The organism is Arthrobacter sp. 10T425, assembly GCF_056393985.1.
Map to the genome: position 1 here is coordinate 119,996 of NZ_JBFTGZ010000007.1, position 21,886 is coordinate 141,881.

Genomic DNA, 21,886 nt, shown 5'->3' on the forward strand with positions numbered 1-21,886 from the left:
TTGGCGGGGGCTGTTGGGGCCGGCCGGTTTGGCCGGAGTCCTGGGGAGGTGTCCTCTTCCCGGGGTACTCAGCGTCCCGCGGACAGCGCCCCGGGGCGCCTGGTGATCAGCAGCAGCGCGGCTGTGATGCCGCCGATAGCCCCGCCCAGGTGGGCCTGCCACGAGACGAAACTGGCCACGGTGGGCAGGATTCCGAACAGGATGCCGCCGTAGGCCATGAACAACACCACGGACAGGGCGATCTGCCACCAGTTCCGGTTGATGAAGCCGCGGACCAGGAGGAACGCGAAGAGCCCGAACACCAGCCCGGAGGCGCCCACAGTGACGCTGGCGCCGCCGATGAGCCACACCACGAGCCCGGATGCCAGCCAGCTGGCGGCCAGTGCGGTGATGAACACCCGGCGCCCGGAGAGGAACACGAGGAAGCCGAAGATGATCAACGGGAGCGCGTTGGACATCAGGTGGGCCAGGCTGGAGTGCAGCAAGGGAAAGGTCAGGATGTCCAGGATCCCGTCCAGGCTGCGCGGCCGCAGCCCGAAAGTGCGGTTCAGGGAGTGGAACAGTGCGGTGTTGAGGATCTCGATCAGGTAGAGCAGCACCACGAAGGAGCCGACCACCAGCAGTCCCCGGCGGGCCCGCACCGCGGTGCTCTCCCCTTCCCGCGGTTCCCCGCCCCCAAACGCGTCCGTCACCATGGCCCCTAGTGCACCACGATCGGCTGGAAACCCTCGGCGCGCAGCGCCGCCAGGACCTGGCTGCAGTGCTCGTGGCCCTTGGTTTCCAGGTTGACGGTGATGGAGACGTCGCCCATGCTGATGGAGCCGCCCACCCGGGTGTGGTCCAGGCCCGTGACGTTGGCGTCGTTCTCGGCGATGATGCGGGCAATCGTGGCCAGCGAGCCCGGACGGTCGTCCAGCATCATCCGCACGGTCATGTACCGGCCGGCGGCGGAGAGGCCGCGCTGGATGACCTTGAGCATCAGCATGGGGTCGATGTTGCCGCCGGAGAGGACCACCGCAACGGTTCCGGGGTTTTCGATCTTGCCTTCCATGAGCGCCGCGACGCCGACGGCCCCGGCAGGTTCCACCACCATCTTGGCGCGCTCCAGCAGGAAGATCAGCGCCCGGGCCAGGGCGTCTTCGCTGACGGTGACGACGTCGTCGACGAGCTCGCGGATGATGCTGAACGGCAGCTGGCCCGGCCGGCCCACGGCGATGCCGTCGGCCATGGTGGAAACCTTCTTGAGCGGGACGAGGGCGTCGGCGGCGAGGGAGGGTGGATAGGCGGCGGCGTTTTCAGCCTGGACGCCGATGATGCGGATCTCGCGGCCGAGTTCTTTGGCGCGTGCCTTCACCGCAACGGCAACGCCCGCGAGGAGTCCGCCGCCGCCGACACCCATCAGGATGGTGTCGACGTCGGGGACCTGTTCGAGGATCTCCAGCCCGACCGTCCCCTGGCCGGCGACGACGTCGACGTCATCGAAGGGGTGGACAAAGACGGCGCCGCTTTCATCGGCGTAGCGCTTGGCTTCCGCCAGCGCCTCGTCCACGTTGTGGCCATGCAGCACCACCTCGGCGCCGTGGCTGCGGGTGGCGGCGAGCTTGGGCAACGCGACGCCGAGCGGCATGTAGATCCGGGCCTTGATGCCCAGGCTCTTGGCTGCGACAGCCACGCCCTGGGCGTGGTTTCCGGCAGAGGCCGCCACGACGCCGCGCTTCTTTTCGGCGTCGGAGAGCTTGGCCATCCGCACGTAGGCGCCGCGGACCTTGAAGGAGCCGGCGCGCTGCAGGTTTTCGCACTTGAGGAAGACCTCGCCGCCGACCGTGCTGCCGAGGGCCCGCGATGATTCCACGGGCGTCCGCGTAATAATCCCGTCGAGCAGCTTCTGCGCCTCCAGGACATCGTCCAGCGTGACGGGCAGGCTCTCAAGGGTATTCACGAACTGTTCTCCTTCTTTGGATCAGGCGTCGGTGCCCCGTCCGGCATCACTGCCCGGAGCACCGCTGTTGGGTGCGGCGCCCTCGCCGCCGGGGTTTGCGCCCGGCAGGTGGACGTCTGTGAAGGTGGTGTCTGCGCCGGGTTCGGGGGCATGACTGCCCCCGGCTCCCGCGGTTGCCAACACTTCATCATGTTCCCACGTTCTGCCCGCAATGTAGCGAATCGACGAGTTTGCTACGGCAAGGATCGGAACGGAGAACAATGCGCCGGGGATCCCGGCGAGGTAGGAGCCGGCCGCGACGGACAGGATCACGGCGACGGGGTGGAGGGAGACGGCCTTGCCCATGACGAGGGGCTGCAGGATGTGGCTTTCGAGCTGCTGGACGCCGAGCACGATCGCCAGCATGATGAGGGCGTTGACGGGCCCGTTGGCGACCAGCGCCAGCAGCACGGCGATCGCGCCGGTGAACAGCGCGCCGACCACCGGGATGAACGAACCGAGGAAGACCAGCACGCCCAGCGGCAGCGCGAGCGGCACGCCGATGATGGCGGCGCCGACGCCGATTCCCACGGCGTCCACGAAGGCGACGAACATTTGGATGCGTGCGTAGCTGACCATGGATGTCCAGCCGCGGCGGCCCGCGCCGTCCGTGGCCCGGCGCGCCTTCCGGGGCATGAGCCTGACCAGGAAGGCCCAGATTCTGTCGCCTTCGAGCAGGAAGAAGATCAGGATGAACAGCGCCAGGACCAGGCCGGCGGCGAAGTGCCCGGCGGTGCTCCCGAACGTCAGAGCCCCGCTGAGGATGCTGCTGCTGTTGTTCTGCAGGGCAGCGGTGGCGTCCTCGATGTACTTGTCGATCTGGGCGGCCGTCAGGTGCAGCGGGCCTTCCGACAGCCAGGTCTGTACCTGCTGCACGCCCGCGAGCGCCTGGGACCACAGCTCGCCGAAGCCCTGCATGAGCTGGCGCCCGACCAGGGTCAGGGCACCGACGATGAGGCCGATGAAGCCGAGCACAGTGATGGCGACGGCGAGCCCCTTGGGCACGCGCCGGTTGGCCATCCAGCGCACTGCGGGGCTGAGGAGCCCCGAGAGGAGGGCGGCCACCATGACGGGGATGATGAGGAAGCTGACGTGGCTGAGCAGCCAGACCAGCAACCCGATCACGAGCAGGATCAGCCCGCCGCGCCAGGCCCAGGCGGCGGCGATCCGCACGCCGTAGGGAATATCCTGGTCGATCTCCCGGTCGGTCCATACCCGGGCCCCGGCACGTGCGCCGGTCCCAGCCGCGGAATAGGAGGGGCTTGTGGCAGGTGCGGCGTCCTCAGCTGGCGTCATAGCCCCATGATTCCGTAGGCGACGTTCAATAGGAAACCAGCAACCAGCAATCAGCACCGGGCGACGGCCCAGACACCGGTCGACGGCCGAGGCACCGGCCCGGGGGCCGTTCCTGGGGTCAGGCCGCCGGGTCAGCCTGCAGCGGCCGTCAGCGAGGCCGAGATGCCCCAGGTCATGGAGAACTGCTCCCCCGGCGCAAGCCAGCGCAGTCCCTCGCCGCTGTTGAACGCGTTGGCGGGACCGGTCATCGGCTCGATCGCGACCGCCTTCGACCGGCCCGGAAATTCCGTCGTCACGAAGACATGGACGTACCCGCAGCTCGCGTCCTGCCACAGGCTCACCGTCCGCCCGTCGGGTGAGCGCAGCGTGTGCCGGGCGACGCCGCCGTCGAACTCCAGGTCCGTGTAGGCCGAATCGAGGTCAAGTGTCCCTACCGGCCGGCCGCCGCGCAGATCGAAGTCGCCGCTGACCGGTTCACTGCTGCGCGGGATGAGGCGGTCGTCGGCGACCAGCCTGGTCCGGGCGTCGACGCTCACGGTGAGGTCCTCGCTGGGCACGTCGCCCAGCCGCAGGTACGGGTGCGCACCAAGCACGAACGGCGCGCGGTACTGGGAATCGTTGATCAGGGTTTGGCGCACCACCAGGCCCAGGTCCTCGGCCAGTTCATAGCGGACCCGGTGCCGCAGAAGAAACGGGTAGCCGTGCTGCGGAAAGACTGCCGCCTCCAGGGTTACGGAGAACTCGTCCTCGTCCACGAGATCGTAGGAGGAGTTCCGCAGCAGACCGTGGCTGGCGTTATTGCGGGAGACCTCGGTGATGTCCAGCTGCAGCTTCTTGCCGTTGAGGTGCCAGACCCCGTCCTCCACCCGGTTGGCCCACGGTGCCAGCGTGATTCCGGTGGCGCCGGGCGCAATGTCGGCATCCCCGTAGGTTTCCGTCAGGGCGGTGTCTCCGCGGCTGTAGAGCCGCAGGCCGGCGGCGAGTTCGGTGACGACTGCCAGGGCGTCGCCGCGCCGGAGCTCGTACTGCCGGCCGGACGCGTACCTGCGCATCGTGTCATTGGCGGCGGATACTGTGCCGGATGCCGGGGGTGTCGCTGAGAGATCCATGGTGACCACCGTACAGCCCGCACCACACAAACAACCCCGCGAACCCGTATACCTTGGACCCATGACTTCCAGCAGCGCAGGAGCCAGGCCATGAATCCACCCCTGGACAGCCGCGGGCTCGCCGCCCGGTTTGAGACGGTCTTCGGCGCCCGGCCCGACGGCGTGTGGCAGGCCCCGGGACGGGTCAACCTCATCGGCGAGCACACCGATTACAACGAGGGCTTCGTCCTGCCGTTCGCCATCGACCGGGCGGCCCGGGTTGCCGTCCGAGTCCGGCCGGATTCCACCGTGCGGATGCTCTCCACGTTCGGCAACCAGGGGCTGACCACCGCGGAGACCGGCTCGCTGGACCGCGCCAGCGCCAGGGGCTGGACAAAATACCCGCTCGGGGTCATCTGGGCCCTGCAGCAGCGGGGCCTCCAGGTTCCCGGCGTGGACCTGCTCCTGGATTCCGAGGTTCCGCGCGGGGCGGGCCTGTCGTCCTCCCATGCCATCGAATGCGCCGTGATTTCGGCGCTGAACGGGCTCATGGACGCCGGCCTCTCCGTGCAGGACATGGTCCTGGCCACCCAGCGGGCGGAGAACGACTTCGTCGGCGCGCCCACCGGCATCATGGACCAGTCCGCCTCGCTCCGGGCCACGGCCGGCCACGCCGTCTTCCTCGACTGCCGGGACCAGAGTGTCCGGCTGGTGCCGTTCGACGCCGACGCCGCGGGACTGGTGCTGCTGGTTATCGACACCCGGGTTTCCCATTCCCACGCCGACGGCGGGTATGCGGCCCGGCGGGAATCGTGCGAACTCGCCGCCGAGGTCCTTGGCGTGCGGGCGCTGCGCGACGTCGGGTTCGAGGATCTCGGGGAGGCCAGCGGGCTTCTGGACCAGGAGACCTTCCGCCGGCTACGGCATGTGGTCACCGAGAACCAGCGCGTGCTGCAGACGGTGGAGCTGCTGGACACCCGGGGCCCGGCCGCCATCGGCCCCCTGCTCGACGCGTCCCATGCCTCGATGCGCGATGACTTCGAGATCTCCTGCGCGGAGCTGGACCTTGCCGTGGACACGGCGCGGTCGGCCGGCGCGATCGGCGCCCGCATGACTGGCGGCGGCTTCGGCGGCTCCGCGATCGCCCTGACCCCGGCGGGATCGGCGCAGCAGGTTCGCTCCGCCGTCGAACGTGCCTTCGCCCGGGCCGGGTATGCCGCGCCGGAAATCTTCAGCGTCAGCCCCGCGGCCGGAGCCATGCGCCTGGCCTAGGCGGGGCGTAGTCTGGGCGCATGCCAGAAGCTGTCATCGTTTCTACCGCCCGGAGCCCGATCGGCCGCGCCTTCAAAGGGTCCCTGAAAGACGAACGTCCCGACGATCTCGCCGCGGCCATGATCACAGCGGCCCTCGCCGGGATTCCTGCGTTTGACGCCGCCGCCGGGCCAGGCCGCGGCCTGGACGACATCTATCTGGGGTGCGCCGAGCCAAGCGGTGAGGCCGGCTCCAACATGGCCCGGGTGGTCAGCATCCTGGCCGGGCTGGACAACGTTCCGGCCGCCACCATCAACCGTTTTTGTGCCTCCAGCCTGCAGACGCTCCGGATGGCCTTCCACGCCATCAAGGCCGGCGAAGGCCAGGCGTTCGTGGCCGCCGGGGTGGAGGCAGTGTCGCGCTACCGGGACTGGGCCGGCGCCGGCGAGACCGACGCCAGCACGCACAATCCGCGCTTCGAGGCGGCCCGGAAACGCACCGAGGCCCGCGCGGCCGCCAACACGCCGTGGACCGACCCGCGGCTGGGCGGCCGGATGCCGGACGTGTACATCGCCATGGGCCAGACGGCGGAGAACGTCGCCACAAGCTACGGCATCACCCGCGCCGAGCAGGACGACTGGGCGGTGCTCAGCCAGAACCGGGCCGAGGCAGCCATCGCCTCCGGGTTCTACGCCCGCGAAATCACGCCCTACACCCGTGCCGACGGCTCGGTGGTGGACCGCGACGATTCACCGCGTGCCGGGGTGACAGCAGAGGCGGTCGGTGCCCTGCAGCCCGTCTTCCGCAGTAGCGGCACTGTGACGGCCGGGAACGCGTGCCCGCTCAATGACGGGGCCGCCGCCGTCGTGGTCATGAGTGACTCGCGCGCCCGCGAACTGGGCCTCGAGCCGCTTGCCCGGATCGTCTCCACCGGTGTCAGCGCGCTGTCCCCGGAGTTGATGGGCATGGGGCCGGTGGAGGCGACCCGCCGGGCACTCGCGATCGCTGGGCTGGGCATCGGGGACATCGACCTGGTGGAGCTCAATGAGGCCTTCGCGGTCCAGGTGGTGGCCAGCGCCCGGGAGCTCGGCATCGATCCGGAGAAGCTCAATGTCCACGGCGGCGCCATCGCGCTCGGCCACCCCTTCGGGATGACCGGCGCACGCATGACCACCACGCTGCTCAACGGGCTCGGCGCCCGCGACGCCTCCCTCGGCCTGGCCACGCTGTGCGTCGGCGGCGGCCAGGGCATGGCGGTTGTGTTGGAGCGGCTCAGCTGAGGCGTTGCAGCTGAGCCGCACCAGCAGCCACCAGCTGCCGCATACGCGAGAGGAGCCCCGCCGTTGGGCGGGGCTCCTCGCGGGAAATCAGGGTCGTTCAGGAACGACGCCGGCTACTCGTCGCCGCGGAGGATGGCCAGGAGCCGGATGATCTCGACGTAGAGCCAGACCAGCGTGACCGTGAGGCCGAAGGCAGCGGTCCAGGAGAATCGCTGCGGGGCGCCGGCGCTGATGGCCGCCTCGATGGACGTGAAGTCCATGATCAGGGAGAAGGCGGCCAGGCCAATCGCCAGCACGCCGATGAAGACGCCGAGCGGGATGCCCATGATCTCCACGCTGGTGCTCAGTCCGAACGGCGCGGTCACGGCCCCGGTCATCATCATGAAGAGGTTGATGAGCGCGAACACCGCATAGCCGATCAGTGCGATCATGAAGAACCGCATGAGCTTGGGCGTCGCCCGGACCTTGCCGCTCTTGAATAGCACCAGCGTCACGGCGAAGACGGACAGCGTCCCGACGACGGCCTGGATGCCGACTCCCGGGAACAGGTTGTCGAGGATGCGGGTCAGGCCGCCGAGGAAGAATCCTTCGAGCAGGGCGTAGGCCAGGATCAGTCCGGGCGACGGCTGCTTCTTGAAGGTGTTGACCATTGCGAGGGCGAAGCCGCCGAGGGCTCCGAGGATCATCAGCATGGATCCAGTGCCCTGCGGGACGGCGAGCGCCACTGCGGCGCCGACTACCAGGATGCCGAGGCACCCGGCGGTCTTGACGATGACGTCGTCGTACGTCATCCGTCCAATGTCAGCCGGCCCGGCCGCCGGGCGGTTGTACAGGTCCTGGAGCTGTTCCTGGGTCATGCCCTGCTGGGCCGATTTCCACCCGCCCTGGCCCGGGGCCTGGCCGTAAGCGGTCTGGCCATACGGGTTCTGACCGTATGGGGCCTGCGGGGCAGGCGGTGCCTGGGTGGCTTCGCGGAAATTCTTTCCGCTGAAGATCGGGTTTCCGCCATGTGCCATTGCGGGTGTCCTCCAAAATAAGGGGGTGGGTGATGTTCCGGTGCGATGCGGACTAGTGCGTTGCGGACTAGACGAAACAGGGTTTTATATAGTCACGCTACCAATTCCCACGGCTGACAGGGAGGGATAGTTCCCCACGGGGACCGCCGCAACCGAACCGTGATCTAGGTCAGCGGGTTTTTCAGGCCGAGCATGCCCGCGGACGCCGGCCTCCCGGCGCGGCTCGCGAGAGTGCGGCTCGCGACAGTGCGGCTCGCGACGGTGCCGGCCGCCAGCAGGCCGGACTGTCCGTCACCGTGGAAATCGTCGAACCGCTGCGACGGGTCCCCCTTCGGCTCCGGGAGCGGGCCGGGAACCGGCGCCGGCGTTCCCGTACCGCTGTTGACAATGACGTCGTCGATATAGATGTCGGCCATTTGCTGATCGTGTTCGGAGCCAAGCTGGAGCGTGTCGAGCGTCGTGGCGGAAATACTGACAGTGCCGGCGTAGACCGAACGCCCGTCCCACCAGATTTGGACGTTGGTCCCGGGGCCGTTGGGGACCACGTGCATGATGAGCCGGTGCCAGGAGTCAGTCGGGACGTCCCGCCGCAAGGTGGTGTAGGCGAACCCTGCAGGTGACGAGGTACGGAGCACGAGCTCATGGGAGATGTTCTGCCGGAAAACATCCAGGACGCGGACTCCGCCGGCAAAGAACCGGAAGTAGGGAACATTGTTTCCCGCCATTCCTTCGGCGGCGATGTTGAACCAGCCGTCCGCATATGCCTCCGTGGTCCCGGGGGTCAGGCCCACCGTCAGCCTGGCGATGGAGCCCGGCGCCGCGGTGGTGTGCAGGAGGGCGGCACAGTTCCCGGAGCGCGAGAGCCCGGTGGACACCGAGGCGTTCCCCGTCCCGGCCACGGAAATGCCGAACCCGTCCAGGGTGCCTGCCTCGAAGCTGGACGCCGCCGCCTGGATCCCCGGATAGGGGTCCCTGAGTGCCTCCGTGGAGGGAACGCAGGCCTGCGCCCCGGCGGTTTCGGGGCCCAGGCTGAGCGCCGGGAGGCCCAGGATCGCCAGTACAAGCGAACCCGCGAGGCACAGCTTGACCACCCGGTTCATCAGTCGGCCCTCCACGATCGGCCCCTGCCTTCGGCGCCGGCCGGATTCCGGAACGAACGGACTCGGGTTCTGGCGCTCTTCGCACCATAACGCCGGCGGGCTTGGAAAAAGCTTGGGGGTGGCGGTGACGCGGGCCGGAGCGGACGTGCCCGGCCGCCCGCGCCAGCCCCGGGTGGCCCGGCGAATTGGGGACCGGGCAGGCCACTGTTTAGGCATACTCGGAATCAACAAAAGTTTTCTTTAGCTGGGCTACAGCAAGGTGTCGACGGCGCTACACGGTTGTTACCCGATCGCGACGTTCTCCCTGCTCGCGGCGGCATTCTTTGGGTCCCCCGGGCTGTAGCATAGGCCACACAGGGTGACGGACATCACAACACATGATCGTAATGCCAGACGCTCGTCCCCTGACCGTTCGCAACGGTTGCAAAGGCGCAACCCACAGCACCCCCATGTGGAGGTTTTCAATTTGAGAAGCACAACGAGCGGCCTGTCGCAGAGACGGCGCGGCAGACTATTGAGGGCTGTGGGGTCAGTATTTGCAGCCACGGCTGCGCTACTGCTCATCGTGGCCCCGGCGTCCAGCGCCACGACCCCCTCGCCGACACCATCCCCGTCGGCCACCCAGTTCACGAACAGCATCAGCGGCTTCCTGCGCGGCGACGACCGCGCACCGATCCCCGGGGTGACCATCACCGCCACGAGCGGCGATTTCACGGGAACCACGAAATCGGGGGCCAACGGCGCCTGGACCATCGGCGTCCCCACCCAGGGAACCTACGAGGTCAAACTCGATGAGTCCACGCTTCCGCAGGGCATCAAACTGGCCGAGGGCCAAGAGAACCCCCGCAACGTCACCTTCAGCCAGACCTCAAACCTCTCGGTGATCTTCACGTTTGGCAAGGGCATTGTCGTGGAGCAGCAGAACTTCATGCAAAACCTGCTCAACCGGCTGGTGGCAGGCCTGAGCTTCGGCCTGTTGCTCGCCCTCGCGTCCGTGGGCCTGTCCCTGATCTTCGGCACCACCGGCCTGACCAACTTCGCCCACGGTGAAATGGTCACCCTCGGCGCGGTGCTGGTGTTCGCCTTCAACCAGATGCACCTGCCGTTCTGGCTGGCCGTCATCCTGGCCGTCATCGGCGGCGGATTGTTCGGCTACGTCCAGGACGCGGGCCTGTGGAAACCCCTGCGGCGCCGCGGAACCGGACTTGTTCCGATGATGATCGTCAGCATCGGCCTCGCCCTGTCCGTGCGCTACATCATCCAGTTCTACTTCGGCGGCGCCACCCAGCAACTGCCGTTCGCCCAGAGCGTGGAAATCCTGATCGGCCCGATCTCCATCTCCCCCAACAACCTCTTGTCCCTCCTCGTCAGCGCCGTCGTGATCGCCGCCCTCGGCATCGTCCTGCTCAAGACCCGTCTCGGCAAGGCCACCCGTGCTGTGGCCGACAACCCGGCGCTGGCCGCGGCCTCCGGCATCGACGTCGACTCCGTCATCCGGATCGTCTGGGTGGTCGGCGGCATGCTCGCCGCCCTCGGCGGCATCCTCTGGGCCTACTACCGTCCCGGCGTCACCTTCGACATGGGCTCGCAGATCCTGCTGCTCATCTTCGCCAGCGTCACCCTCGGCGGCCTCGGCACAGTCTGGGGCGCCCTGGTCGGTTCCATCATCGTCGGCATCTTCGTTGAGCTGACCACCGTGTTCGGCCTCGCAGCCGACCTCAAATACGTGGGAGCGTTGTTCATCATGATTGTTGTCCTCTTGTTCCGCCCTCAGGGCATTCTGGGCCGCAAAGAGCGCGTGGGTTAGGAGACAGCCATGGACTTCGGATTCATATTTTCCAGCGCCGCCGGCGAACTTTTCAGCCCGACGACAGCTGCCTACGCCCTGGCCACCCTCGGCCTCGCCGTTCACTTCGGCTACACCGGCCTGCTCAACTTCGGCCAGGCAGGCTTCATGGCAGTGGGAGCCTACGGCTTCGCCATCTCCACACTGACGTTCCATGTGCCGTTCTTCGTCGGACTGCTCATCGCCGTCGTCGCCTCCGCCGTCTTCGCCCTGCTGCTGGGCATCCCGACGCTGCGGCTGCGGGCGGACTACCTGGCCATCGTGACCATCGCGGCGGCCGAAATCGTGCGCTACATCGTCACGACCAACCAGCTGACCGCCGTCACCGGCTCGGCCAACGGCCTGGCCGCCTTCGAGGGCGATTTCTACGCCATGAACCCCTTCCCGCCGGGGACGTACGTTGGCATGAACAACCGCGACTTCTTCATCCGGGTGGTCGCCTGGGCAGTTGTGGCCTTCTTCTGCACCCTGGTCTGGCTGCTGATGCGAAGCCCCTGGGGCCGGGTACTCAAGGGCATCCGCGAGGACGAGAACGCCGTCCGCTCGCTCGGCAAGAACGTGTACGCCTACAAGATGCAGTCCCTGATCATCGGCGGCGCGCTCGGTGCCCTGGCAGGCATGATCTTCACGATTCCCCGCGGCGCGGTGCAGCCTGCCAACTACGGCACGGAACTGACGTTCTTCCTCTACACCTGCCTGCTGCTCGGCGGGCTCGGCACTGTGCTCGGCCCCGTGGTCGGCGCGATGATCTTCTGGGTGGTGCTCTCGCTCACCCAGGGCATCCTCTACGGCCTGATCGAGTCCGGCACCATCACGTGGCTGAACACGGTCCAGGCCGGGCAGCTGCGTTACATCCTGGTCGGCGTGGCGCTCATGCTGCTGATGATCTTCAGGCCCCAGGGCGTTCTCGGCAATAAGAAGGAGCTGGCATTCGCATGAGCATTCCAAGCGAAGAGTCACGGGACGAACCCCGCGCGTCGGAAGAGATCGACTACATGACGGACAACCGTCCGATCGCCGCCGGCGAGATCGCGCCCGGTTGCAAGAAGCGTGATCCGATCGTGGTGGCAGAAAACGTCACCCGCACCTTCGGCGGCATCAACGCCGTCGACGTCCAGTACCTCGAGATCCCGCGGCACAAGATCACCGCACTGATCGGCCCTAACGGCGCCGGCAAGACCACCTTGTTCAACCTGCTGACGGGATTCGATACCCCGAACTCGGGTACATGGCAGTTCGAGGGCAACAACATCGCCGGCGTCTCCTCGTACAAGGTTGCCCGGATGGGGATGGTGCGCACGTTCCAGCTCACCAAGGTCATGGGCAAGCTCACCGTCATGGAGAACATGCGCCTCGGCGCCTCCAGCCAGTCCGGGGAACGGCTGTCCAAGGCTTTGTTCAAGGGCATCTGGGGCGGCCAGGAAAAGAAGATCACCCAGGAAGCCAATGTGCTGCTGGAGAAGTTCAAACTGGACGCCAAGAGGGACGACTACGCGGCGTCGCTGTCCGGCGGGCAGCGGAAGCTGCTGGAAATGGCCCGCTCCCTCATGGTGCGGCCCAAGCTGGTCATGCTCGACGAACCGATGGCCGGCGTCAACCCTGCGCTGACGCAGTCGCTGCTGGACCACATCAAGAACCTCAAGGCCGAGGGCATGACCGTCTTGTTCGTCGAGCACGACATGAACATGGTCCGCCACATCGCCGACTGGGTGGTGGTGATGGCAGAGGGCAAGATCGTGGCCGAAGGGCCCCCCGCCGAAGTCATGAAGAACCCCGCCGTGATCGACGCCTACCTCGGCGCCCACCACGACGTCGATCTCGGCGACGCCGAGGGCATCAAGGAACTGGCCGCGGAGCTGGTCGCTGACGAGGAATCGATTGTCGGCACTGAAAACGCCGGCATCATCTCCGCCGACGTCCTCGCTACCGAGGCGGAGGAGGCGGCGAACGGGACGACGCGCGGCCGCCGCAGCGCCGAAGGACCGAACCTCGGCGAAGAGCCGAACCGCACAGAGAAGGACACAGAATGAGCGCCACCAGCGCGGCACCGGCCGCCCAGCCCGCCTTCGATGGCGACTCGGTCGTAAAGGTCACCGATCTGGTGGCTGGTTACATCCCCGGCGTCAATATCCTCAACGGCTGCAGCATCGAGGCCCGCAAGGGTGAGCTGATCGGCATCATCGGCCCCAACGGCGCCGGCAAGTCCACGCTGCTGAAGGCCATGTTTGGCCTGGTCAAGGTCCACTCCGGCTCGGTGGTGGTCCGCGGGCAGGACATCACCGGGCTCAAGGCCAACAAGCTGGTCAGCAAGGGCGTCGGCTTCGTTCCGCAGAACAACAACGTGTTCGCCGCCCTGACCATCGAGGAAAACATGCAGATGGGCATGTTCCAGCGGCCCAAGGACTTCGCCAAACGGTTCGACTTTGTCTCCGAACTGTTCCCGGAGCTCGCCAAACGGCGCGCCCAGCGTGCCGGCTCGCTCTCCGGCGGCGAACGCCAGATGGTCGCCATGGGACGGGCCCTCATGATGGACCCGGCCGTTCTGCTGCTCGATGAGCCCTCCGCGGGCCTCTCCCCTGTCAAGCAGGATGAGACCTTCCTCCGGGTCCACGAGATCAACCGGGCCGGCGTCTCCGTCATCATGGTGGAACAAAACGCGCGCCGCTGCCTGCAGATCTGCGACCGCGCCTACGTGCTGGACCAGGGCAAGGACGCGTACACCGGTACTGGCCGGGAGCTCATGAAGGATCCCAAGGTCATCCAGCTCTACCTGGGGACGCTCGCAGACACTGTCGAATAGCGCTTCGGACAGTATCCCCACAGGGGCCGTCACCAGCCGGTGGCGGCCCTTCTGCGTGCCCGGTGCCTGCTACAACAGTCCGTGGCCCCACGGCATCTCCAGTCGCCTCCGGCCGCCCCCGCAGCCGCTTGCTCGTCGCCCGTCGCCCTTCGTTTGAGCCACGTTTTCGCGGCGGTTTCGGACCGGCGCACCTCGGATCCGCGCCGCCCTCGTCCGAACCCGCAGCGCGAATCCGGTTCCGCAGCCGCCGCACGGCCACGGCAGCCCTCCCCGCACCTCGTGGCTGCCAAGGCACCTCGGATGTCGACACCACGACGCCGGCCCCTCCTGGCGTCCTCATGTCCTGTTTCCGCACCGGCTCCGGACCGGCGCACCTCGGATCCGCGCCGCCCCTGTCCGAATCCGCAGCGCAAATCCGGTTCCGCAACCGCGTCCGGTTCCGCGGTCCTGACGCTCCGCCCCCGCTCCCCCGCACGCAAAAGACCCCCGTCCGGACTGGACGGGGGTCTTTTGTTAGTCGAGGGGAAGCGGCTTACAGCTTGCCGAATTCTTCCTTGACCGGCTTGTAGGTGTTGTCATCCTGGTACTCGTAGATGCCGATGTAGGCTTCCGTCGGGTCGCCGGCGTCGGAGAACGTTACGGGGCCGGACTGGCCGTCGTAGTCGATGTCCTTACCGTTGCGAAGCAGGGTGACGCAGCTCGGGAAGGTGTTGCACTTCTCCCCACCCTCAGAGACGTCCTTCAGGTGCGCCGCGATGTCGGTGCCCTTGGTGCTCTTGGCTTCCTCAGCCGCCAGTGCGATCAGGTTCACTGCGTCGTAGGACTCGCCGGAGTAGCTGTAGTCCTTCAGCGCCGGGTCAATCGCCAGGAGCTTCTTCTTGAAGTCCTCCTTGGCGAAGGTGCCCGGGATGGTGCCCTGGGCGCCCTTCAGGGTTCCTGCCTGGAAGTCCTTGCTGTAATCGGACATGTTGCCGTCCACCATGAAGATCTGGGTCGGCTTGACGCCCTTGCCCGTCATCAGCGGAACGATGCTCTTGGCCTGGTCGAAGGTGATCAGGGCAATGGCATCCGGCTTGGCGGCCAGAACCTTGTCCACCTGGCTGCTGAACTGGGAATCGCCTTCATTGAACAGCTCCTGGGCAACAACCTTGCCGCCGGCCGCCTCGAAAGCTGCCTGGACGTTCTTAGCAAGGCCGGTTCCGTAGGCGTCGTTCAGGACGATCATGCCGACCGTCTGGGCGCCACAGGTGGCCATGTAGTTGCCGAGGACCTTGCCCTGGAGCACGTCCGAGGGCGCGGTGCGCCAGTAGAGGCCCTTGTCATCCCACGCCGTGAAGTCCGGGGAGGTGTTGGCCGGGGAGAACTGGACGACGCCGGCACCGGTGATCTGGTTGATCACGGTCTTGGAGACACCCGAGGAGGCGGCGCCGACGATTGCGCTGACGCCCTGTCCGAGCAGTGCCGTGGTGGACTGGGTGGCGATGTCGGTCTTGGTGTCGCCGGAGTCACGGTGGATGACCTCTACCGGCTTGCCCAGGACGCCGCCGGCATCGTTGACCTCCTTGATGCCGAGGTTGACACCTGCAATTTCGGGCGGGCCGAGGAAGGCCAGCGAACCCGTCGTCGGCAGGAGCGAGCCGATCTTCAGGGGCGTGGGGGTGGTGGTGGCCGAGGCGGGCACAGTGCCCGTTTCGCCGGCGGCGCTGGTACCGCCACCGGTGGCGCTGGGTGCCGGGCACGCGATTCCCGCGGCCGCGGCTGAGCTGGATCCCGACGAACTCGGGGCGGGTGAACCGCCACAAGCCGTAGCCAAAAGGGCGACGCCGAGGCTAAGCACGGTGAGCTTAGCGACGCGGGGCGCAACCCGGGGGAGTGAAGTCATGTACAAGCTCCTCGATCTAAAGGTGCGAACGGCCTTTGACGCGAAAGATCAGGTGTTCCTGATTCCACTTCAAGCTAGTGCAATTTCGACGTGAAAATAAGTGACTACGGTCACATCCTTATAACACTCGTTGCATAGAGGAAATCTGGACGGTTTGCGGCGGCTGTTTTGTCGGGGGCGACGGCCCGGAACGGCTGCCCGGGTCAGGCGACCCCGAGGGCAAGCACGTGCGTGGGACAAGCCCGTGCGAGGGGCCTGGGAACGCCGGGGGTCAGGGCCACCCGGCTGTCGGGCGCCGCAGGGCGGCGCGCAGCTCAGTGCCCCAGGTGGGACTCGAACCCACAACACGCGGATTTTAAGTCCGCTGCCTCTGCCAATTGGGCTACTGGGGCGCCCGGTCAATGGTATCCCGTCGCCGGGCGGATCAGCCCGCGAATGGCCCCGCGTAGCGGAAGGTGCCGCTCACGCCGCCGGGCCAGACGGCGAGCGGCAGCAACTGGAAGTGCGCGGCCCAGCCTGCCTCCGGCGGCGCCACCCCGAGCGAGGTGGACGGAACAAAGCCGAAGCGGGAGTAGTACTCGGGGCTGCCCAGCAGGGCTATCCCCCGCTCCCCCGCGGTGTTGGCCCGCGCCACGGTCTCGTTCATGAGCGCGGTGCCGATGCCGTGGCGCTGCAGCCGCGGCACCACCCCGATCGGCCCGAGGCCGAGCAGCTCCAGACCGTCCACCCACCCGCGGGTGCTGATCACATGCCCCACGATTTCACCGTCGAGTTCGGCCACGATGCTGAACGCCGGCAGGTATTCCTGGCACTCGAACAACCGCGCCAGCAGCTTCACTTCCTCGGGTTCGCCGTCGACGTGCTCTCCGGTGGCGGGCGAGATGGCAAACGCGGCGGCGGTGAGGGCGAGGATGGCTGGACGGTCCGCCGGTTCCTCGCTGCGCAGCACGAGTTCCGGTGCCGGTTTGTGCACCCCGTTGGCCGCGACGAGCTCGTGCAGTACCTCCAGCGCCCGTTCGGTGTCCGCCACCGGCACCAGCAGATGGTCATGGTGGAAGCCGGCAAGGACGTTGCAGCTGATCTTCGCCTCGGTCAGGGCCGCGCTGACGGCTGCCGTGAGGCCGATCGCCTCAAGCGAAGAGTGCACCTGGAGCGTGATCCAGGCCGCGACGAAGTCGTAGGAGAGCCCCAGGCTGTCCGCTTCGTTCCGCGGCAGCACGACGGTCAGCCCTTCCGCCTCACGGACGGCGGCCGCAATGGCCCCGGCCAGGGGCTTGCCGTGCGGCCACAGGGCGTAGACGTATTCGCCCTCGCGCAGTTCGGGGTGCATGGTGGCCAGGAGGGCGTGCAGGTCCTTTTCAGCTGTCATGGAGCCAGTCTAGGCGGGGGTCCCGCGCTCCTGCCCGCTCCCGGCGTCCTGGGGCGGCTGCCCGCCACGAAAACGGCGGCCGCTCCCCCTGGGGGGAACAGCCGCCGTCGAAGGCTCGGATCAGGCTACTTGGAGTCGGCCGGAACAGCTTCCTTGGTGTCGTTCTTGGCAGTGTCGTTCTTGGCAGTGTCGTTCTTGGCAGTGCCACTCTTCGCGGCGTCGTTCTTGGCAGCATCCGCAGGCGTGCCGGCAACGGGAGCAGCGGCAGGCTTCGGGGCCGGCGTCGCTGCGGCCACGAAGGCGCCGCGCGGGTTGTCCAGATCCATCAGCTGCGTGGTGTCGCGGCCCAGGAAGAAGGCCCAGATCCAGCCGGAGATCACGCGGATCTTGCGCTCCACGGTGGGGATGGCCATGCCGTGGTAGCCACGGTGTGCCAGCCAGGCCAGCGGGCCCTTGAGGCCGATGCGGCCAAGCAGGTTGATGTTCGCCACGCCCTTCCATTCGCCGAAGCCAGCGACGGCGCCCAGGTTCTTGTGCTTGTAATCCTTGAGCGGCTTGTCCCAGCGGGAGGCCCACAGGTTCTTGGCGAGGCGCTTGGCCTGGCGCAGCGCGTGCTGCGCGTTCGGCACGCACGTGCCGTCCGGCAGGCCGCTGCCCGTGAGGTCGGGGACGGCAGCGACGTCGCCGGCGGCCCAGGCGTTCTCGATGATGCCCTCGTCGCCTGCGATGCGCAGATCGGCCAGGACGCGGACGCGGCCGCGCGGCTCGAGCGGGAAGTCGGTGGAGCGGACCATCGGGTTGGCCTGCACACCGGCAGTCCAGACCAGGGTGTCGGTCTCGAATTCCTGGGCCGGGCTCTTGTCCGGGAGGTTGATGAGCTTCAGGGAACCCTCGGCGTTGTCGAGGGAGGTGTTCAGCAGGACCTCGATGCCGCGGCTGCGGAGGTGCTCGACGACCCATTCGGCCTGCGATGCCGTGACCTCGGGCATGATGCGGCCCATCGCCTCGACCAGGACGAAGCGGACTTCCTCCTGCTTGATGCGCGGGTTGTTCTTGACCGCGGCGCGGGCCAGGTCTTCCATTTCGGTGATGCACTCGATGCCGGCGAAGCCGCCGCCGACGACGACGAACGTCAGGGCGCGGGCGCGCTCAACGGGGTCCGTCATGAGGGAACCGGTCTCGATCCGCTCGAGAACCTTGTTGCGCAGGGCGACGGCCTCTTCGATGGTCTTCAGGCCGATGCCCTTGTCCGCGAGGCCCTTGATCGGGAACGTGCGGGTGATGGCGCCGGCGGCAAGCACGACGTCGAAGTACGGAATCTCGAAGGTGTGTCCACCGTCGGAGGGTGCGACCACTGCCGTGCGGTTGGCGTGGTCGATCGAGGTGACGCGGCCCTGGATGAGTTCCGTCTGCTTCAGGTGCTGGCGGTGCGAGACGACTGCGTGGCGCGCCTCGATGTTGCCGCCGGCAACTTCCGGCAGGAAGGGCTGGTAGGTCATATAGGGCAGCGGATCCACGAGGGTGACGATGCCACCGGCATTCGCGATCTTTTTCTGAAGTTTGAGGGCTACATACAGGCCGACGTACCCGCCGCCGACGACGAGTACCCGGGGACGGTCCTGGAGCTGAAGGGAGGATGCCATATCTCAAGAATACAGTAGTTTGTGAAAACCTTCACTAACTATGACGGCTTGCTGGAGTCCACCGGATTGACGGCCTCGGGTTCGGCCTTGCCGGTCCCGCCCGGCCCGTCCGGGCCGTCCTTCGGCGGCGTGCGCATGGCGGCCCGCAGCTGGAACGCGGCGGCCACAACGATTCCCACGAGCAGGGCTCCGAAGCCCAGGACCACCGCGGCCGGCACGGCACTGTCCAGCTGGGACGGCTTCTCCGCGACGGGCACGGTCGCTTCGGGCAGGGTGGGGGCAGCGCTGGAGGGCGCGGGCTCCGCGGCAGAGGCAGTCGTGGCGAGGTTTCCGCGCCGGTGGACCCGGATCCAGTCCGAAATGGACCCCAGCGGATTGACTTTGGTTTCCGGGACATCGGCCTTGAGTGCGGCCTCGGCGTTCAGCACGCCGAAGCCGTAGAGCGGATCCTTCCCTGGCGCCCCGGCGTCCTTGGCCGTGGTGACGATCCGGTTGATGACCTGGCTGGCGGACATTTCGGGCCATTTGGAGCGAATCAGGGCCGCGACGCCGGACACGATGGGCGTGGCTCCGGAGGTGCCGGCCCAGTCGGCGTAGCCGCCGCCGGGCAGGCCGCCAACCAGGTCCTCGGCGGGAGCTGCGACGCCGATGCTGATGCCTTGGGAGGAGGAGTCGATGCTGGCCGCGCCCGTGCGGTCCAGGCCTGCAACCGTCAGGACGCCGGGGATGGTGGCCGGGGCGCCGACCTGGACGTTGCCGCCCACCCGGTTGCCCGCGGCGGCGACGATCACGACGTCCTTCTGTTCGGCGTAGAGGAATGCCGCGTCCCAGCTCTGCGGCCATTCCGGCGACGTGCTGCCGAGGGAGATGTTGATGACGCGGGCGCCGTTGTCCACGGCCCAGCGCACTGCCTCCGGGATCTGGTCCTGGTCGCTCTTGCCGCCCGGGTTGGCGGAACCGAGCCAGGTGGAGACGGACAGCAGCTGCGCTTCCGGGGCGACGCCGACAACCCCGTCAGGTCCAGCGGCCGGGCCGGCGGCAGGGCCAGTTGCGCTGGCGCTCGGTTTGGCGGTCGCTTCGGGCGCTTGGTGCCCCCGTCCGGCCAGCATGGTGGCCACGAGCGTGCCGTGTTCGGGTTTGGCGCCGATACTCTCCTGGCCGTTGGCCTTGCCGGCGCCGGAAATGTCCGCGCCGCCAGCGAGCACGCCGCCCAAATCCGGATGCCGGCCGTCCACGCCGCTGTCAATCACGGCGACCTTGACCCCGGCTCCCTTGGAAACGTCCCAGGCTTTGATGATGCCGGACTCGGCGAGCCAGTATTCCTTGTCCCGCCAGGAGTCGGCGTGGGCGGGTGCGGCCAGGGTCAGCGCCGCCGTGGACGCTCCGCCGGCGAGGGCCAAGGCCATCAACGCGGAGGCGGTCCGGCGGCGCCGGGCTGTTGCTCTGGTCATTCAGGTCCTATCGGCGGATGCACCAGCGGCACGGGCGCGCGCTGGGGCACGGCTGCTGGGGCGGGATCATCGGATGCTGAGGGCAATTCCGTCAAGAATATCGTGTTCGCTGCTCACGGCCGTGGTGATGCGCCCGCCGGTGACCTCGGCCAGGCGCTGCAGGACCCGCCGCCAGACCAGTCCACCGGCGCCGATCACGTCCACCCGCCCGGGGTGCATGTAAGGCAGCGCGGCCCGCTCCTCCCGGGTCATTTCGAGCAGCTCGGTGCAGGCTTTCCGGACCGCGTCCAGGTCCAGTTCGGTGCCGTGGATCGCGGCCGGTGAGTACTCCGGCAGGCGCAGCGCGTGCGCCGTGATGGTGGTGACGGAGCCGGCCACGCCGACGACGGCGGTGGCGCGTTCCAGCGGAACGGTTTGTGCCGCCTCGCTGATGGCGGCGTCGACGTCGGCCTCTGCCGCTGCGATCTGATCCGCTGTGGGCGGATCGCTGCGCAGGTGCCGTTCGGTCATCCGGACGCAGCCGACGTCGACCGAGCGGGCCGCGATGACGCCGTCGGCGTTGCCCAGCACGAACTCCGTGCTGCCGCCGCCGAGGTCCACCACCAGCACGGGGTCCTGCCCGCGGGAGGGCAGGACACTGCTGGCGCCGGCGAAGGACAGCGCGGCTTCCTCGTCGCCGGTGATCACCTCGGGTTCGACGCCGAGGATGTCGCGGATGCCGTCGACGAAAACCTGGCGGTTGCGGGCATCGCGGGTGGCGGAGGTGGCCACGAAGCGCACTTTTTCGGCGCCGTGCTCGCGGATGAGGGCAGCGTAGTCCCGGGTCGCGGCGAAGGTGCGCTCAAGCGCTTCCTGGGCCAGTTCACCTGTGGAGTCCACGCCCTGGCCCAGCCGGACCACGCGCATTTCCCGCACGATGTCGGTCAGCCGCGGCGTGGCCGGCCCTGTTGCGCCGCCTGCGCTCACATCTGCGATCAGCAGGCGGATGGAGTTGGTGCCGCAGTCTACGGCCGCGACCCGGGTCACTTGGACTCCCCCGTGCCGGTGGTACCGGCCGTCTCAGCAGCACCGGCGGCGGCGGCCGCGTCAGCGGCGCCGGCGCCGGCGGCGGCGGCGTCGACGCGGGACTTGCGGACCGGTGCGGGCCGGCCCACGATCTCCGGCAGGCCTTGGGGGCCATGGCGGCTGAGGTCCCGGGACGGGGCCTCCCCGCCGGTGTCCCAGGCGCCTTCGCAGTAACAGCGCTCCACGGTCCACCATTCGGCGATGGCCGCGATCGATTCATCGCCCAGCGGGTTCACGCCCGGGCCGGCCGCCAGCGAATGCCCCACGAGGACGTGCAGGCATTTGACGCGGGTCGGCATTCCGCCGGCGGAGACGCCGTCAATTTCGGGAACGGCCCCGATGCCGGAGCGCGCGCCGATCTCGGCACGGGAGGCCAGATATGCCTCGTGGGCGGACCGGTACCGGGCCGCGAGGCCGGCGTCGGCAGCGAGCCGGTCGTTCATTTCGTTCATCAGCCCGGCGGCCTCCAGCCGCGATACCGCCGACGTGATCACCGGGTGGGTGAGGTAAAACGTGGTGGGGAACGGCGTACCGTTGCTGAGCCGCGGCGAAGTGGCGGCAACGAGCGGGTTTCCGCAGACGCAGCGTGCCGGGATTTCGACGACGTCGCGCACGGGCCGGCCCAACTGGCGGCTGAGGACCTCGAGATCGTGCGGCGACGGCTGGCGGGAGCCCTCCGGGGCGTCTGCCCTGTGCCGTGGTGCCGGGGCCTTGGCCCCGTCGTTGTTCTCGGCTGCTCGGTTCTGGTCCACTCGGTTCTCGTCCACGGGAGTGGCACCTTCCTGCCCTGTTCCGGATTGTCCGCGGGACAATCCCGGCGG

At 67.9% G+C, this 21,886-nt stretch carries 18 protein-coding genes and 1 tRNA gene; 6 read left to right on the top strand and 13 right to left on the bottom strand.

Annotated features, from left to right (window positions below):
• Positions 1-68: 68 nt before the first annotated feature.
• The 4 genes from AC1DDH_RS10325 to AC1DDH_RS10340 form a co-directional block, all read right to left on the bottom strand.
• Positions 69-695, bottom strand: a complete 627-nt coding sequence (locus AC1DDH_RS10325; RefSeq protein ID WP_476955378.1) for a rhomboid family intramembrane serine protease — start codon at positions 693-695, stop codon at positions 69-71.
• Positions 696-700: 5 nt separating this feature from the next.
• On the bottom strand, positions 701-1,939 hold the full coding sequence (gene ilvA / locus AC1DDH_RS10330) for a threonine ammonia-lyase (protein ID WP_028277367.1): 1,239 nt from the start codon (positions 1,937-1,939) through the stop codon (positions 701-703).
• A gap of 21 nt (positions 1,940-1,960) precedes the next feature.
• Positions 1,961-3,274, bottom strand: coding sequence for an AI-2E family transporter (locus AC1DDH_RS10335; RefSeq protein WP_476955379.1), 1,314 nt, complete (start codon positions 3,272-3,274; stop codon positions 1,961-1,963).
• A gap of 131 nt (positions 3,275-3,405) precedes the next feature.
• Complete coding sequence (locus AC1DDH_RS10340) at positions 3,406-4,383, bottom strand: aldose 1-epimerase family protein (RefSeq protein ID WP_476856578.1); 978 nt, start codon at positions 4,381-4,383, stop codon at positions 3,406-3,408.
• Between the two features lie 90 nt (positions 4,384-4,473).
• Here AC1DDH_RS10340 and galK point away from each other — a divergent pair, with 90 nt between their 5' ends.
• On the top strand, positions 4,474-5,634 hold the full coding sequence (gene galK / locus AC1DDH_RS10345) for a galactokinase (RefSeq protein ID WP_476955380.1): 1,161 nt from the start codon (positions 4,474-4,476) through the stop codon (positions 5,632-5,634).
• Between the two features lie 20 nt (positions 5,635-5,654).
• Positions 5,655-6,893, top strand: coding sequence for an acetyl-CoA C-acetyltransferase (locus AC1DDH_RS10350; protein WP_476955381.1), 1,239 nt, complete (start codon positions 5,655-5,657; stop codon positions 6,891-6,893).
• A gap of 113 nt (positions 6,894-7,006) precedes the next feature.
• On the opposite strand, the gene AC1DDH_RS10355 is transcribed toward AC1DDH_RS10350, so the two are convergent.
• Both AC1DDH_RS10355 and AC1DDH_RS10360 read right to left on the bottom strand, forming a co-directional pair.
• Positions 7,007-7,909, bottom strand: a complete 903-nt coding sequence (locus tag AC1DDH_RS10355) for a Bax inhibitor-1/YccA family protein (protein ID WP_476955382.1) — start codon at positions 7,907-7,909, stop codon at positions 7,007-7,009.
• A gap of 164 nt (positions 7,910-8,073) precedes the next feature.
• Complete coding sequence (locus tag AC1DDH_RS10360) at positions 8,074-9,024, bottom strand: hypothetical protein (protein WP_476955383.1); 951 nt, start codon at positions 9,022-9,024, stop codon at positions 8,074-8,076.
• A gap of 508 nt (positions 9,025-9,532) precedes the next feature.
• On the opposite strand from AC1DDH_RS10360, the gene AC1DDH_RS10365 reads away from it, so the two are divergent.
• The 4 genes from AC1DDH_RS10365 to AC1DDH_RS10380 are packed head-to-tail and all read left to right on the top strand — an operon-like array spanning position 9,533 to position 13,655.
• Entirely contained in the window at positions 9,533-10,816 is a 1,284-nt protein-coding gene (locus AC1DDH_RS10365; protein ID WP_476856583.1) for a branched-chain amino acid ABC transporter permease, read from the top strand.
• A 9-nt stretch (positions 10,817-10,825) separates the two neighbouring features.
• Positions 10,826-11,794 (top strand): branched-chain amino acid ABC transporter permease, encoded by a 969-nt coding sequence (locus AC1DDH_RS10370; protein ID WP_476955384.1) that lies wholly within the window; start codon positions 10,826-10,828, stop codon positions 11,792-11,794.
• The gene (locus AC1DDH_RS10375; protein ID WP_476955385.1) at positions 11,791-12,885 is read left to right on the top strand and encodes an ABC transporter ATP-binding protein; all 1,095 of its coding nucleotides are present in this window, start codon (positions 11,791-11,793) and stop codon (positions 12,883-12,885) included. The genes AC1DDH_RS10370 and AC1DDH_RS10375 overlap by 4 nt, the downstream gene beginning before the upstream one ends.
• Positions 12,882-13,655: an ABC transporter ATP-binding protein gene (locus tag AC1DDH_RS10380; protein WP_230009341.1), complete on the top strand. Its 774-nt coding sequence runs from the start codon at positions 12,882-12,884 to the stop codon at positions 13,653-13,655. Before AC1DDH_RS10375 ends, AC1DDH_RS10380 begins: the two co-directional genes overlap by 4 nt.
• Before the next feature lie 532 nt (positions 13,656-14,187).
• Here AC1DDH_RS10380 and AC1DDH_RS10385 read toward each other — a convergent pair.
• The 7 genes from AC1DDH_RS10385 to AC1DDH_RS10415 all read right to left on the bottom strand — a co-directional run bounded on the left by AC1DDH_RS10385 (position 14,188) and on the right by AC1DDH_RS10415 (position 21,691).
• On the bottom strand, positions 14,188-15,537 hold the full coding sequence (locus AC1DDH_RS10385) for an ABC transporter substrate-binding protein (protein WP_476849104.1): 1,350 nt from the start codon (positions 15,535-15,537) through the stop codon (positions 14,188-14,190).
• Between the two features lie 318 nt (positions 15,538-15,855).
• A tRNA-Leu gene (locus AC1DDH_RS10390) sits at positions 15,856-15,929 on the bottom strand.
• A gap of 32 nt (positions 15,930-15,961) precedes the next feature.
• Complete coding sequence (locus tag AC1DDH_RS10395) at positions 15,962-16,906, bottom strand: N-acetyltransferase (RefSeq protein WP_476947298.1); 945 nt, start codon at positions 16,904-16,906, stop codon at positions 15,962-15,964.
• Between the two features lie 125 nt (positions 16,907-17,031).
• Entirely contained in the window at positions 17,032-18,549 is a 1,518-nt protein-coding gene (locus AC1DDH_RS10400; protein ID WP_476955386.1) for an NAD(P)/FAD-dependent oxidoreductase, read from the bottom strand.
• A gap of 38 nt (positions 18,550-18,587) precedes the next feature.
• On the bottom strand, positions 18,588-20,000 hold the full coding sequence (locus AC1DDH_RS10405; protein ID WP_476887326.1) for a S8 family serine peptidase: 1,413 nt from the start codon (positions 19,998-20,000) through the stop codon (positions 18,588-18,590).
• A gap of 66 nt (positions 20,001-20,066) precedes the next feature.
• Complete coding sequence (locus tag AC1DDH_RS10410; RefSeq protein ID WP_476887327.1) at positions 20,067-21,026, bottom strand: Ppx/GppA phosphatase family protein; 960 nt, start codon at positions 21,024-21,026, stop codon at positions 20,067-20,069.
• A complete protein-coding gene (locus tag AC1DDH_RS10415; RefSeq protein WP_476955423.1) occupies positions 21,023-21,691 on the bottom strand; it encodes a DUF501 domain-containing protein in 669 nt (222 codons plus the stop codon). The genes AC1DDH_RS10410 and AC1DDH_RS10415 overlap by 4 nt, the downstream gene beginning before the upstream one ends.
• Positions 21,692-21,886: the final 195 nt, after the last annotated feature.